This is a genomic window from Candidatus Uhrbacteria bacterium (assembly GCA_016187485.1).
Classification (GTDB): Bacteria; Patescibacteriota; Patescibacteriia; order UBA9934; family UBA10169; genus JACPJO01.
In genome coordinates, this window is sequence record JACPJO010000004.1 from 163,522 (window position 1) to 176,060 (window position 12,539).

General features: G+C 53.7%; 16 protein-coding genes and 1 tRNA gene. 11 read left to right on the top strand and 6 right to left on the bottom strand.

Annotated features, from left to right (window positions below):
- The first annotated feature begins 25 nt into the window (after positions 1-25).
- The 6 genes from HYW18_02220 to HYW18_02245 all read left to right on the top strand — a co-directional run bounded on the left by HYW18_02220 (position 26) and on the right by HYW18_02245 (position 4,383).
- Entirely contained in the window at positions 26-877 is an 852-nt protein-coding gene (locus HYW18_02220; GenBank protein ID MBI2484943.1) for a class I SAM-dependent methyltransferase, read from the top strand.
- A complete protein-coding gene (locus tag HYW18_02225) occupies positions 871-1,542 on the top strand; it encodes an RluA family pseudouridine synthase (GenBank protein MBI2484944.1) in 672 nt (223 codons plus the stop codon). Before HYW18_02220 ends, HYW18_02225 begins: the two co-directional genes overlap by 7 nt.
- A gap of 118 nt (positions 1,543-1,660) precedes the next feature.
- Complete coding sequence (locus HYW18_02230) at positions 1,661-2,116, top strand: hypothetical protein (GenBank protein ID MBI2484945.1); 456 nt, start codon at positions 1,661-1,663, stop codon at positions 2,114-2,116.
- A gap of 111 nt (positions 2,117-2,227) precedes the next feature.
- On the top strand, positions 2,228-2,986 hold the full coding sequence (locus HYW18_02235) for a TrmB family transcriptional regulator (protein MBI2484946.1): 759 nt from the start codon (positions 2,228-2,230) through the stop codon (positions 2,984-2,986).
- The gene (locus HYW18_02240; GenBank protein ID MBI2484947.1) at positions 2,965-3,438 is read left to right on the top strand and encodes an NUDIX domain-containing protein; all 474 of its coding nucleotides are present in this window, start codon (positions 2,965-2,967) and stop codon (positions 3,436-3,438) included. The genes HYW18_02235 and HYW18_02240 overlap by 22 nt, the downstream gene beginning before the upstream one ends.
- Before the next feature lie 81 nt (positions 3,439-3,519).
- Complete coding sequence (locus HYW18_02245; GenBank protein ID MBI2484948.1) at positions 3,520-4,383, top strand: glycosyltransferase family 2 protein; 864 nt, start codon at positions 3,520-3,522, stop codon at positions 4,381-4,383.
- Between the two features lie 59 nt (positions 4,384-4,442).
- Here HYW18_02245 and HYW18_02250 read toward each other — a convergent pair whose 3' ends face one another.
- Positions 4,443-5,306, bottom strand: a complete 864-nt coding sequence (locus tag HYW18_02250; GenBank protein MBI2484949.1) for a CAP domain-containing protein — start codon at positions 5,304-5,306, stop codon at positions 4,443-4,445.
- 90 nt (positions 5,307-5,396) lie between these two features.
- On the opposite strand from HYW18_02250, the gene HYW18_02255 reads away from it, so the two are divergent.
- Entirely contained in the window at positions 5,397-5,690 is a 294-nt protein-coding gene (locus HYW18_02255; GenBank protein MBI2484950.1) for a hypothetical protein, read from the top strand.
- Between the two features lie 68 nt (positions 5,691-5,758).
- On the opposite strand, the gene HYW18_02260 is transcribed toward HYW18_02255, so the two are convergent.
- From HYW18_02260 to HYW18_02280, 5 genes are all read right to left on the bottom strand, one after another.
- Entirely contained in the window at positions 5,759-6,091 is a 333-nt protein-coding gene (locus tag HYW18_02260) for a hypothetical protein (protein ID MBI2484951.1), read from the bottom strand.
- A 312-nt stretch (positions 6,092-6,403) separates the two neighbouring features.
- Positions 6,404-6,934: a hypothetical protein gene (locus tag HYW18_02265; protein MBI2484952.1), complete on the bottom strand. Its 531-nt coding sequence runs from the start codon at positions 6,932-6,934 to the stop codon at positions 6,404-6,406.
- A 129-nt stretch (positions 6,935-7,063) separates the two neighbouring features.
- Complete coding sequence (locus HYW18_02270; GenBank protein MBI2484953.1) at positions 7,064-7,678, bottom strand: hypothetical protein; 615 nt, start codon at positions 7,676-7,678, stop codon at positions 7,064-7,066.
- A gap of 4 nt (positions 7,679-7,682) precedes the next feature.
- Entirely contained in the window at positions 7,683-8,264 is a 582-nt protein-coding gene (locus HYW18_02275) for an NUDIX hydrolase (protein MBI2484954.1), read from the bottom strand.
- Positions 8,265-8,411: 147 nt separating this feature from the next.
- Positions 8,412-8,486 (bottom strand) — tRNA-Glu (locus tag HYW18_02280).
- Positions 8,487-8,644: 158 nt separating this feature from the next.
- On the opposite strand from HYW18_02280, the gene HYW18_02285 reads away from it, so the two are divergent.
- Genes HYW18_02285 through HYW18_02300 form a run of 4 tightly spaced genes read left to right on the top strand, consistent with a single transcriptional unit; the run spans position 8,645 to position 12,425 of the window.
- Positions 8,645-9,280: a glycerophosphodiester phosphodiesterase gene (locus tag HYW18_02285; protein MBI2484955.1), complete on the top strand. Its 636-nt coding sequence runs from the start codon at positions 8,645-8,647 to the stop codon at positions 9,278-9,280.
- A 50-nt stretch (positions 9,281-9,330) separates the two neighbouring features.
- Positions 9,331-10,089, top strand: a complete 759-nt coding sequence (locus tag HYW18_02290) for a hypothetical protein (protein MBI2484956.1) — start codon at positions 9,331-9,333, stop codon at positions 10,087-10,089.
- A gap of 18 nt (positions 10,090-10,107) precedes the next feature.
- Complete coding sequence (locus tag HYW18_02295) at positions 10,108-10,542, top strand: Hsp20/alpha crystallin family protein (protein MBI2484957.1); 435 nt, start codon at positions 10,108-10,110, stop codon at positions 10,540-10,542.
- On the top strand, positions 10,539-12,425 hold the full coding sequence (locus tag HYW18_02300; GenBank protein ID MBI2484958.1) for a VanW family protein: 1,887 nt from the start codon (positions 10,539-10,541) through the stop codon (positions 12,423-12,425). The genes HYW18_02295 and HYW18_02300 overlap by 4 nt, the downstream gene beginning before the upstream one ends.
- Positions 12,426-12,539: the final 114 nt, after the last annotated feature.

Genomic DNA, 12,539 nt, shown 5'->3' on the forward strand with positions numbered 1-12,539 from the left:
CATTTCTGTTAGTCTACGGACATCTATGCTGCAGCGCGAGAGAGCACAATGGGACGATTATGAGCTGTTGGACTCCGGAGGATTAGAAAAATGCGAACGGTTCGGTTCGGTTGTGTTGGTGCGCCCTGAACCACAGGCCCTTTGGGAAAAGGCTAACGCCGGAAGTCTGTGGAAAAAGGCTCACGCGCGCTTTGTGCAAGAAGGAGCAGAGGGCCGGTGGATCACCGCGCGTCCCTTGCCGGAGCCCTGGGAACTTCGCTGGAACAACTTGGTCTTCGGACTTGAGCTTACCTCTTTTAAACACACGGGCATTTTTCCCGAACAGGCAGCAAACTGGAAATATCTGGAGAGTGTTCTGCACCCGGGTTCTTCCGTTTTAAATCTTTTCGGATACACGGGTGCCGCGAGCCTTGTCGCCGCAGGATGCGGAGCCCACGTGGTGCATGTGGATGCCAGCAAACCCTCTGTGACGTGGGGAAAAGAAAATGTGAAACGGTCAGGGTTGGAGGGCCGGCAGATACGCTGGATTGTGGATGACGCCAAAAAATTTGTCGCGCGCGAAGGTCGGCGCGGCCACCGTTACCATGCCATCCTCCTTGACCCGCCGGCATTTGGTCGCGGTCCGAGCGGCGAAGTGTGGAAGTTTGAACGTGACCTTTTCCTTACCCTGAAAGAATGCGGGAAGATCACTGCAGAACATGGACATGTACTTGTGAACGCTTACTCGCTCGGTTTCTCTGCCGTCATTATCGAACAAGTTGTGAAAAGCGCCCTTCCTTTCGTGCGCGAAACGGAGACGATCGAACTTACGCTCCAAGAATCCACCCCGCGCGCCTTTGTCTTGCCCGGCGGCGTCACGGTGCGCGCCGTATGGTGAAGTTCCCCGTTATCCTCTACGAAGACAACCACCTCATTGCGGTAGAGAAGCCGGCGGGCCTTCCTATGGAGCCCGGCGGAAAGAGTCCCAAAAACCTTCTCGACGAAGTGAAGTCTTTCATCAAAACACGTGACCATAAACCCGGACGCGTTTTTTTGGGACTGGTACACCGGCTCGACCGGCCCGTGAGCGGCGTCGTGTTGTTCGCAAAGACAAGTAAAGCCGCCGCGCGGCTTTCCGCGCAGTTTCGTTTACACACCGTCGAGAAAATCTATCATGCCCTAGTGGAGACAGGAGGGTCGGTGCCGCCGAAGGGTTGGCAAACTCTCGAGCAATTTATTACAAAGGAGGAACCGGGAAAATGTGTGCGTGTGTCAGAGAATGGGGAAAGCAAGGGGCAGAAAGCCGTCATGAAGTTTTGCTTTCTTAAAGAGCGGCACGGAAAAGCCCTCGTGGAAATTAAGCCGCTTACGGGCCGACCGCATCAAATTCGAGCCGGCCTTTCTTCCCGCGGATTTCCCATATTGGGTGATGGTCTTTACGGGTCTACGGAAGCCTATAACAAGGGAATCGCCCTTCATGCAATGTCCCTTTCTTTTGAACATCCCACAACAAAAGAGCGTGTCTATATCGAAAGTGTCGGAGATTTGTCGGAACAAATCTGACAAGTCTCACAGAATTTCTAGGGCCATTTTCTGGCCTTTTTTGTTTGTTACCAGATTTCGCACACCTTTTCTCGGCAGGGATGGAGAAGTCCGGCATACTGGGCAAACGAGGTGGCCCATGCAATTCCGATTCCTTCAGTTCTTTTTCTTCCGCGACAACACGCCCATCGATCGTACCGAAGAAACCCCCTACGTTCTCGGGACGACGTTCTTCTTCCGGCGCGACGGCAATTTCTGCTTCATGGACACGCGGAAGCTCGATGGTGCACGCAGCACGCTTCATCTGTCGGAGGACGGGCGACGCCTGTGCCTCACCGACGAAGAGCTCACCTTCGTGCGTGTAGAGACGGACGAGGGCGATGCCCTGTATCGAGGACAGCGCGAGATCGTCTGCGATAATGTGGTCGCTGCGCATTTCAAGGTAGACAGCATCACCGTGGTGGTCGTAACAAACCCTGACGTGTTCCAGCTCGATCCCATCGAGCGCACGGCCTTCGTGAACCCCCGTGGTCTGCACTTCAATAAGACCTCTAGGCAGTTGTCCCCCGCTCGTTCTTTCGGCGACGACTCCTAGTCGCTCGTTCCCTCCCTCGCCCTGCCTTCGGCAGGGTTTCGACTATCGGCTCCGCCCTCTTTTGCTATTGACAACTTCCCCAAAACTTTCTACGTTTAAATCATGGACGCTATGAAGAAGCCTCTTTACTCGCCGGAACTGTTGGAGACTCTGGGTATCGGCACAAAAGAGATGGATATTTACATGGCGCTCCTGCGGCTTGGCACAGCTCCTCTCCGCCTTGTGGCGGAAGAAGCCCATGTCAACCGCGGTCTGTGTTACGACGCTCTCAAGCGACTGGTCTCGCGAGGACTCGCGGGATACGTAGACGCCAAGCGTCATAGATATTTCCGTGCCGAGGACCCCGGGAGATTGCGCGCGCTTGCCACCAAAAAAGAAGTGGCGATCGAGGAAGCGCGCGAAGAGCTCGGTCGTCTCATCCCCCTCTTACAAGCCACCACGGGCGTGAGTGAATACCGCCCGGCAGTGCGCTATCTGGAAGGGACTGCAGGAGTGCATGATCTTTTAGAAGATGTCTTGCGTGTAAGCGAGGAGACGCGAGACAGACTGTATCGCGTGTATTCCTCCGCGGGATTGCGCGACCTCATCTCTGCCGCATGGCCGAGATTCAAGGAGGAACGCGTCCGTCGAGGTGTGCGTGTACGCGCTATCTCGATCGGTGAAGGAGGGACGACGGTTGGCCTTGATGAGCGGCGATGGCTTTCCAAAAGTGCTGAAGCGCCATCTTACATCTTCATATACGCGGGCAAGACCGCCTGCGTAGCCCAAGACCGTCACCGCCAGCTATTTGGGGTGATTACCGAAGACGCTGCCATCGCCAAGACCCAGCAACTCATTTTTGATGCCCTATGGAAGCAACTGCCCTCGTAACGCCGCCCTTTTACCCCAAGCACATTTCCGCCGGCACGGTCTTGTACCGTGTGAGTCCTGTAGGGGATTACCGATTCCTTATTATGTATCGCCGGAAATCGGGCACATGGCACCTGCCTAAGGGTACGCAACGTCCAGAAGAAACACTTGAAGAGACCGCCATGCGCGAGACGCAAGACGAAACTGGCATGACTCCCAAACTGGAGGAGTTCCTCGGCACTGTCGAGTCCACGTTCGAACGGAGTGGCGAACCCATCCAAAAAGAAACACACTACTACTTGGCGCGGTTGGCAGATGAGTTTTCCCGAATTCCAGACAATGAGCATGACATTCGTGTATTCGTTCATTTTCACGAGGCGGATCGGTTTCTGCGCGAAGGAACGATCTACGAAGAGGAGTGGGGGGTTCTTGAGGAGGCCTACGCACGGCTTCTCGAGCGCGAAGAGAAGTGATGGCTTGCCAGAACTGGCAGGCCGCCACGTCCTTTCGATGGGCTCCAGTGTGCGTGCGCGCGGAAGCGGGAGAAGGGTTTCATGGAAGTAGATGCAACGGTGTTGATCGTGATCGCTGCCCTCAATGAGGCCAGCGGTCTTCCCCAAACCCTGGAAGCACTCAGGAATGAGTGCGGAGAGGAGGCAGAAGTCGTCGTTGTAGACGACGGCTCAACAGACGAGACGGCACTCTTCGCCGAGCTGGGTGGGGCAAGCCTCATCCGGCAGGAGCAATGCACGGGCAAGTGCGCCGCTGTGATGCGGGGCATTCGCGAGCGGATCCAGCCGCATCACCGCGCCGTCGTTACCTGCGACGCGGACGGACAGCACCAGGCGGAAGACGTCCGCCGGGTTCTCGAAGCCCTCCGGAAGTACGACGTGGTCTTCACGTCGCGCTACCGGGGTGACTGCCCCATCGCCATCGGCGAGCCGCCGGTGGATCGGCAATTCCTGAACGCGATGGTCACGGCCGCGGTAGAACGCATCGTCCCGTGGGGTCTCACGGACCCGGTCTGCGGACTGCGCGGATTCCGGGTCCACATCGCGCGCTGGCTCCTCACGCAGGAGTTCGTGACGCAAGGCTACGGTCTCGAGCTTGAGACGGTCTTCCGTCTCTGCTTCCTGCAGGGAGCACGCACGGGCACAGCACCCTTCAGCATGACCGAGATTCCCATCCGGCCGGTCTATGCGGGGACGCCCAAGATGAGTGCCTACTACGCCGAGGGATCTCTACGTGTGGCCGAACGCTCCACGCGAGCCGCCGACCACCTCGAGACGCTCACGAGTCTCATGCGCGCCTTCGGGTTCCATACCATTCCGCGGGATCAAGGTCTCGTGGAGCTGGTGCGGGCCAGCGGGGCCCACCTGCGCGCCGTGGGAGGCCCATCGGGTCCCACCGCCGCATAGCCAGCAAGCCCTTTCTTCTTCCAGAGCACGCATGTGCTCTGTTTCATTTTATGAGGCCCTTATTGCGCATCGGAGAATATCTGTGTGAAGTAGTATATGCCGTTTGACCCAATGGCAATGCCGATGCCTGTCGTGTCAAATACTCTCCGTTCAATGTTTTCTTTGTGATCTGTGCTCTCCATCCATCCGTTCACCGCAACGTGCACTGGATCGCGCGCGTTGTTCGCCGCAACATTTTCCGCAATCATTCCCGCATCCAGGAACGTACGAATGTCTGCCACCCGCTCATTGAACCCATCATGCCCTACGCTGGCAGTTCCGTTGGCCATGTTTTGACTGTGAATTTTTGCGCTTGCGGCAAGTTGGTCGTTCCACACCAGCCGGCCGAGACCCGCGTTGGCACGAACATCGTTGATTTTCTGAAACACAGACTGCTCAAGCTCGCCAGAGGCATTTACCGATAACGTCGCCGCAGGAATTTTCTCCAAGTCCGCAGTGGAAATACCAAGCCCCTTCTCACTCATGAGGAGAAAAGCGCGTGTGGGGTTCCCAAGAAAAGATCCGCGGCGAGTAACAGGATCTACGTAGTACGCTTCCCCCCGTGATTCCACGTCAAGAAGAATACGACCAGAGAGACGCCCGGGAAATTGCGCAGAGAGATATGTGCTAAGTTCATCATGTTTGATGCCGAGACCTTTGTTCCGCATGATCCAAAAGGCGTCCGCTGGCCGACCAAGGTAATAACGTTTGTTATCGAGCGGATCTACATAATATGCTTCGCCCCGCGATTCCACCTGCAGAAGAATTCTTCCGGCAAGCCTTTGCGTGAGCGAAGGAGATTCCGCGGTATACGTGATTTGTACAGGCGGCGAGAGAAGCCCAAGCGAGAGCAGGCCACCGAGGGTTGTAGAAAGATATGGCATACATCATAAGATTAGATGGCATGCCATAGATGACGGACGGCGGGAAAAAGTCTGTCATGTCTGTGATATACTGGAAAAAATCACATCTTTATGACTATTCAAGAAATTCTCTCTCTAGAAAAAGAGATTTGGAAGGAGCAGAATCTCACGCTGCCAGAAATGATTATTCGTCACGGCGTCACCATGGGAGATCTGTGCCGCATCGCGCGCAGAGCTAATAAGGATAGCGCCTTACAGACGCCAGAGGAGTTACAAAAAGAGTTGGGAAATCTCATCACATCGAGCGTACGCTTCTGTGCCGATTTGGGTTTTGATCCAGACGTGTGCGTCGAGAGATCCCTCGAGTGCCAGAGAAAATTCGTCCGCGAAAATCCACAAACATAGGCCATAAAAGCAAGAACGCACCCGGCGGGCGTAGACCGAGTGGTCTTGCACCGCGCGAGCGCGCAGATTTAGGTTGGGGGAACCCAGATGCCGGTACGGAGGTACTGGTAGCCCTTGACGTAGGCATGAGCCCGCATCATCCACAGGTGGGCATACTTGAAGAGGGCACTCGAGAAAAAAACGGTGGCCCAGTAGTACGTGAACGGCTCGTCGGTAAGCTCCACGCCGTAGAAGATGGCCGTCGTCCCGTAGTAGGAGTCGTGCCCGAATTGTCCGATCCCGATGTGGCTTCCCGTGAAGAGGTCCACGAGCGGGAGAGCGAAGGCGAACCACGCCAACATGACGAAGATGCTCGCGCCGAAGACGAGCCACCACCAGCGTGATCCGCTGGTACGGTTCACGGCCTTTTGAAGAACGTCCAAGCTTCCTCCTCGCGGTTTTACCGCTGTGTGAGTTTCTCGCCGAAGTGGCGAGAAGTACTCCTAAAATAACAAAAAGTGAGCATTTTGTCAATGCTTCGCGTGCTTTTGTGGGCATTTCAACTAACGAGAACTCATATCAAAAACACTCTTTGGTCGTTTCGGATCAAACGACATCTGAAACGCCTTCAAAGCTATTTTTGATATGAGCTCTAACTAGCTCTTGCGTCTACGCTCAATTGCTTCCCTGCTCCGAAATCCGTTCATGACCCGACTAGTGATCCGGCCGGATCACTAGTCGGATTGCTTAGCAATGTAAACCCGGATCCAATCTCCCGCTCCTGCCATCTTAATGAGCTGTGAAAGTGGTTTGGCAATATCAAAATTCGACGCCCAAACACTCTGTTGTATAGGAATAAAACCTATGGAGGACAAAAATCTTCGCCATTGAAGTCGCAAAGGCCGTAAACTTTCTGGAATATCAAACACGACGAGGCAATCGGTATCCTCGGGTAAAGTGGCTGCGAAATGCAGCTGGAGGCGGACGTACTCAAAAAGGCCTTTCTGTGTCAGTGCTGCCTCAAAAATTCCAGCTTTTTCTCGCAGCTTCAAAAGCTTTTGCTTTTTCAGTTGGTGCAACGCGTTGATTTTTTGTCTTTTTGCCAGATCGAGACGCATTCTCTCAAGATCAAACTGATAATACCAAAGAGCTTTTCTCCCTCGATACGTCTGTATATGCTCAAGTGTCATATACAAATTTCCAAACGCTTCAAGAAGTTTTGAAACGCTTGAATTTTGACGGAGAGGTCTTTCAAAACTTTTCATAGCGGTTTGATTAGTGATCCGGCTGGATCACTAGAGATCCAAAAATTTTCGAGCGCCGCCAGATCTCTGACATCTTTATCGTAATGGTGGGTGGGGACACCAACAGAGCGGGCGCTTTTGACAGCCTCTTCAGATTCCTGCACTTTCGAGAGACTTTTTTATTTCCTCAAATATCAACAAGTGGCCTTTAGCATTGGGATGCAGGCCATCATCCGTTAGATCGCGCAGATCGCTCCGCGCTTCTAGCACAGAAAATATTTCGATAAACGGCACGTGCTCCGCCTGACAAACCTCTTTGGCAATACGTTCGTACATTTTTATGCGCTCATTGAGAAAGAAGATATAACCCTTCCACGGATTACAAACATCCTCCACAACAGGGCTATCGCCAACCCATAAAACATGCCCCGTAAGTTCTTTCGCTAGGGTAAGGATTCTCAAGACATTCTCACGGTACTCATCCTCTGGAACCTTTGAGACATCGTCCTCTACCCGTGCGTCATTTCCCCCAAGACTAATGAACATCGTCCACTCTTTCTTTGGTTTTCCGCGGAGACGCACACGTGTTTCTGACTCCATCCGTCCGAGAACATCACGCGTTGTATCTCCCGAAATAGCAAGGTTGTGAAAATGGCAACGCTTCTCTTTTGTATCGAGCCACTGGCGCAAACGTCCAGCCCAGCCGCCGTGCTCATAATCAGTCTGCCCAAAAGCCGTGCTCATGCCAAATAAAAGATAGCGCATACCGTCACCCAAGAATCAATTTCTTCAATTCGGCCATTTTGTTCGCATCCAATTTGGCCTCCAAGAGTTTTACTCGTAACTCCTTCTCTTCAAAGTTTGGGTCCACAGCTCTCTGTACAAACTCATCGAAGGTCACAAAATCGAGATCGATCTTTTCTCCACCGTCGAGATCTTGTTCTGTAACCTTGCGACACCCCCGAGCAATGAAAATATAAACCGCCCACTCGATTTTGCTTACAGGTTGGTGTGCATCAAGCAGAATCCAATCGGCTGCTTCATATCCAGATTCTTCAAGCAGCTCACGCTTGGCGGCTTCTATCGGACTTTCCCCTTCATCAACTCTTCCGCCAAAAGTGCCGACAAACACATCTTGACCAGGCTGCTGTTGCCGGCAGAGGATAATCTTGCCATCTTCCGTCACAGGGACGACAAGCACGGTATCTGGTCTACGAAGCTTTTCAAACATCGTCCGAGAGCCATCAAACAACTCCTGTTCCCATTGATAAACATCAAAAATGACGCCCTTGAAAACCCTGGTGGCATTTTCAGGAATCGGTTGCTTCGATTGCGGTTTTGCGATATGCATAGGTACCCAACGTCATTCCCGCGTAGAGTATCACACTCCCAGTAAACGCCTAAAACACAAAAAGGGGTCAGGTCTTGAATTTTGAATTTTAAAAAGTCGACGTTATCTGGATATACAAAAAGCCACCAGCAATGCTGGCGGCCTTTTTGGTGACCCCACCGGGAATCGAACCCGGATTACAGGCTTGAAAAGCCCGTGTCCTAACCATTAGACGATGGGGCCGTTAATATGGCGCGAAGAATCTATCATATTAGTATGGGCAAATCAAGACAAAATCAGCAAATTCAAAATTCAAGACCTGACCCCAATTCGATTCCATTTAAATAAGTACTCATCGGGTGTATATACATCATGGGTAAATTAAGCCCTCCAGCAACGGTATGCAAACAACTCCGTTTCCTCCTCCCCTTATCATGGCACACCGTGGCGGACGATTTTGGACCGCCAGTAACTTTTCTTATATCGACGAGGCGCGTGAGAGCGGCGCCGATATTGTGGAACTCGATGTTCGCGCGCGCGGCACGGAGCTCATTGTGCAGCATGACATGCGTTCGTCCTATCAAGGCGTCCTTCGTGATGCGCTTGCGCGATGCGAGGGAGCAGATGTCTTTCTCGATGTAAAGGATCGCGGAGTCGATATCTGGAGGCTACTCGACCTCGTGAAGTTATCGAATGTACATTCTTTTATCGTCGGTTCTTTTTATGCGTCGGTACTCCGCCCACTCGTCGGAGGAGGCACAACGCTCGCGTTCTCTCATATCGGAATCCCCGCGCCCATCCCCCCCGCAGTAGCTTCAGGCGCCACATGGCTATCTGTCCCGTGCTGGCGATTCACTCCTGGGTTAGTGCAAAAGTGTCGGGAACAAAACATCAAACTGTCTCCCTGGGGAAATTTTCAAAAAAATGCCTCTGAGAGAAGCCAACTTCGATGTGCCATGCTCGGCGCACACTCTATCGCCACATACGACGTCAGGCACCTGCGCGAAATAATGAAACAACAAGGGATTCTCTCGTAGGCGCTCCTTAGGGCGCTTTCCGTTTTGTGTTATGCTGTGGCCAACCATTTATGAAATCCAAAAAACGCACACCCGTCATCCTCCCCGCCCTCTCTTTTCTTTTCGCTCTCGCGGCCCTCGCCATCGCCCTTTACGGTCTGTGGCGCCCCACAACGCAGGAACCAGTGGCTCAAGTTATCCAAACAGAAACACCGGAGCCGACCGCCAAGCCCGCGAACATATCCCGCAAGCCGGAAGACCTTCCGGAGGGAATCTATTACGAAGGTGCATATGAGGAATGGGGACGCGCCACCGATGTCACATCGCGTTTTGCCACAATGGAAGAACTCGGATTTACGTTCACCGCGCCGGCATCGTGGGGCGAGGCCGTTTTCACTTTTCAGCCGGGACGCATCTTTGCTGGCGGTGGCACCTACAGCGGGAACTTTCTCAGTACCAGCGTGCAATTCTCCGCGCTCGTTCCACGCTATGTGGAAGGTCGGGAAGGGTATATAGGAGATGCTCTCGGATACGAAAAGCGAGAAGACGGGTACGTCCTCAAATGGATTCCAAGCGCAGACAAACTATTCCCGGTGATCCCCGTTCCCGCCGATCAGGTCGTGGATGAAATCAAAACGAAAAATGGGTCCGCCCTCGTCATTCGTGGAAAAGCCACCGAGGATATGTCCTTCTTTCCCACCGACCCACGCGAGCGCGTCGCAATCTTCAATATTTCAAATGGGGCAACACCGGCGGGAGTCTTTTTCGCAGCCCCTGATGTTCCGGCCATCGAATTTCGCGCGTTCCTCGAGAGCCTTGAAACAAAATAACTGCTATACTAGGTGGGTATGCCGCGAGCAAAATCTCTCTCCCCTCTTTCCCTGGTCGCCGAAGACGTGCCCTATTTTGACGTGAAGGCTGCAACGGACCAGCCGGCGTGGAGCGTAGACGAAGAAGGAGAGCTGGCCCTCGATGTCATGGAAACACCAAACGACGTAGTCGTGCGCTCTGCCATTGCCGGCGTGCATCCCAAAGACCTCGCCATCCACGTCACCGAGGACACCCTCACAATCCGTGGCACGCGCGAATATCACGAGGAACACCACATCATCACCACTCACGTACAGGAATGCCACTGGGGGGCTTTCTCTCGCACCGTCGTCTTGCCGCACACCGTACGCGCCGACGATGCCATTGCCACCATTAAAGGCGGTGTGCTTACCATCATTCTGCCAAAAAGCCGTCACGACGGCCGGGTTCCTATTCACCCTCTTGAGCCATGATCCCCCCTCTCCCCCTACCACAGGAACCATCCAAACATCTGCGCGCACTTTTCCTTGCGGCGCTTTTTGTATTGATTTTCTTGGGAGTCTCTTCCGCCCTCGCCTCCACCTACCGCGGTCGCGTGTACCCTGGCGTACGCATAGGATCGCTTGCCGTCGGAGGAATGACCCCTGCGGAAGTTCGCTCTGCCCTCACGGAACGCGTTGAGCGTATCGTTGCTCAGGGTATTGAGGTGCAGGTCAAAGAAACACGTTCTCATCTCTCGCTTGAAAACATTTCTCAACAAGACCCGGATCTTTCCCGCACGCTTGTTTCTGCCAACGTTGACGCCGTCATGGAGATGGCCCTGCAGAAGGGTCGCGGCCACAATAGTTTTATGAACATCCTGTTGGCTTTGGTGCCGCTTGTTGAACGTCCACGCATCGTCGTACCCGTAGCGCTCGATGCAGAAGAGCTGTCCGCCCGCCTTGCGGAATCTTTCCCTGCTTTTCACGAACCTGCTGCTCCCACGCGCTTTGCCATCAACAAAGAAGGAACGGCATGGAACATCCAGATTGTACCAGGAGAAGATCGACAGCAGCTTTCCGCCAAAGTGATTTTGGACCGTTTGATGCTGGCCGTCTCCACGCTCGATGCCGCATGGCTAGCAACACCCGTCGAAGTCCCCCTCGTCACAGTGAAACCACGCGTGTCTCCCGATGAGGCGCGCCTTCTTATTCCCGAGGCCGATGCCACTCTTGCCCGGGCACCCTATCATCTCCGTTACACAAGTCCCGATAGGGAAGAATTCGCTTGGGAGCTCTCTGCGGAGCGGCTTGCTTCCATGCTTCTCCCCACCCCTTCGGGAGTAGATTTGGAAGAAGGAGCACTCGAAGATTTCCTCGACACGATGGCGCGTGAGGTAAACATTACCGCCGAAGATGCGCGAATGGAGTTTGACGGCGTGCGTGTAAAAGAGTTCCGTCCATCGCGCGAGGGCCGCGAACTCGACCGAGATGAAACCCGCGGCATCGTCCGTCGTCTTGTAGGGTACGCGCGTGACGGATCCGCATTCGTGGTCGTGCGTATGACACAACCCACAACCGACGTGGAGGACGTAAATACTTTGGGGATCAAAGAGGTCCTCGGCACGGGAATCTCCTCCTATGCGGGTAGCCCCGGTAATCGCATAAAAAATATCGCAAACGGCGCCCGACTCCTAAACGGCATCCTTATTGCACCGGGCGAAACATTCTCCCTGCTCTCTGCCTTACGCCCCTTTAACACAGAAAACGGGTATCTGCCGGAACTCGTTATCAAGGGCGACCGCATCATTCCAGAAATCGGCGGCGGGCTTTGCCAAATTGGCACGACCACCTTCCGCGCCGTCATGAATTCTGGTCTCCCTATTGTGGCACGACAGAATCACTCTCTTGTCGTCACGTACTACAACGACCCCGCCAATGGCAACCCGGGCACAGACGCGACCATCTACGATCCGTGGCCTGATTTTAAATTTTTAAACGATACGGGAAATTACCTTTTGTTCGTCACCGAGAACGATGTGACAAAAAAAGAACTACGCTTCTCTTTTTGGGGAACGCGGGACGGCCGAAAAGGTTCTTATTCCCCCCCCATCGTGGAAAAATGGATCCCCGCAGGAGCTACACGAGAAATCAAAACCACCGACCTCGCTCCCGGCGTTCGTCAATGTCAGAGTGCGCACCCAGGCGCCGTGGCCTCCTTCGTCTATACAGTGGAAAAGCCCGACGGGACAAAAGAAGACCGCACCTTCACCTCTTCATATCGTCCGTTGCCAACCATTTGTTTGGTCGGTGTGGAAAAAACCGACATACCTCCCCTTTCCCCCTACATCACTCCAGAAGTCATCCCCACAGAATGAGTTATCCCCTTCCCACCAAAAAAGGAACCGCGTAGGATGCAAGTGGACTTGCGGCGCGATTGGCCTCGGTCAAACGCGCACGAAAGTTTTTCAAACAAAAACAAAAAACCGTTT

Bases quoted from the DNA above. Each gene is read 5' to 3' on its own strand.
- HYW18_02220 (MBI2484943.1), top strand. From the start codon at position 26: ATGCTGCAGCGCGAGAGAGCACAATGGGACGATTATGAGCTGTTGGAC.
- HYW18_02225 (MBI2484944.1), top strand. From the start codon at position 871: ATGGTGAAGTTCCCCGTTATCCTCTACGAAGACAACCACCTCATTGCG.
- HYW18_02230 (MBI2484945.1), top strand. From the start codon at position 1,661: ATGCAATTCCGATTCCTTCAGTTCTTTTTCTTCCGCGACAACACGCCC.
- HYW18_02235 (MBI2484946.1), top strand. From the start codon at position 2,228: ATGAAGAAGCCTCTTTACTCGCCGGAACTGTTGGAGACTCTGGGTATC.
- HYW18_02240 (MBI2484947.1), top strand. From the start codon at position 2,965: ATGGAAGCAACTGCCCTCGTAACGCCGCCCTTTTACCCCAAGCACATT.
- HYW18_02245 (MBI2484948.1), top strand. From the start codon at position 3,520: ATGGAAGTAGATGCAACGGTGTTGATCGTGATCGCTGCCCTCAATGAG.
- HYW18_02250 (MBI2484949.1), bottom strand. From the start codon at position 5,306: ATGCCATATCTTTCTACAACCCTCGGTGGCCTGCTCTCGCTTGGGCTT.
- HYW18_02255 (MBI2484950.1), top strand. From the start codon at position 5,397: ATGACTATTCAAGAAATTCTCTCTCTAGAAAAAGAGATTTGGAAGGAG.
- HYW18_02265 (MBI2484952.1), bottom strand. From the start codon at position 6,934: ATGAAAAGTTTTGAAAGACCTCTCCGTCAAAATTCAAGCGTTTCAAAA.
- HYW18_02270 (MBI2484953.1), bottom strand. From the start codon at position 7,678: ATGCGCTATCTTTTATTTGGCATGAGCACGGCTTTTGGGCAGACTGAT.
- HYW18_02275 (MBI2484954.1), bottom strand. From the start codon at position 8,264: ATGCATATCGCAAAACCGCAATCGAAGCAACCGATTCCTGAAAATGCC.
- HYW18_02285 (MBI2484955.1), top strand. From the start codon at position 8,645: ATGCAAACAACTCCGTTTCCTCCTCCCCTTATCATGGCACACCGTGGC.
- HYW18_02290 (MBI2484956.1), top strand. From the start codon at position 9,331: ATGAAATCCAAAAAACGCACACCCGTCATCCTCCCCGCCCTCTCTTTT.
- HYW18_02295 (MBI2484957.1), top strand. From the start codon at position 10,108: ATGCCGCGAGCAAAATCTCTCTCCCCTCTTTCCCTGGTCGCCGAAGAC.
- HYW18_02300 (MBI2484958.1), top strand. From the start codon at position 10,539: ATGATCCCCCCTCTCCCCCTACCACAGGAACCATCCAAACATCTGCGC.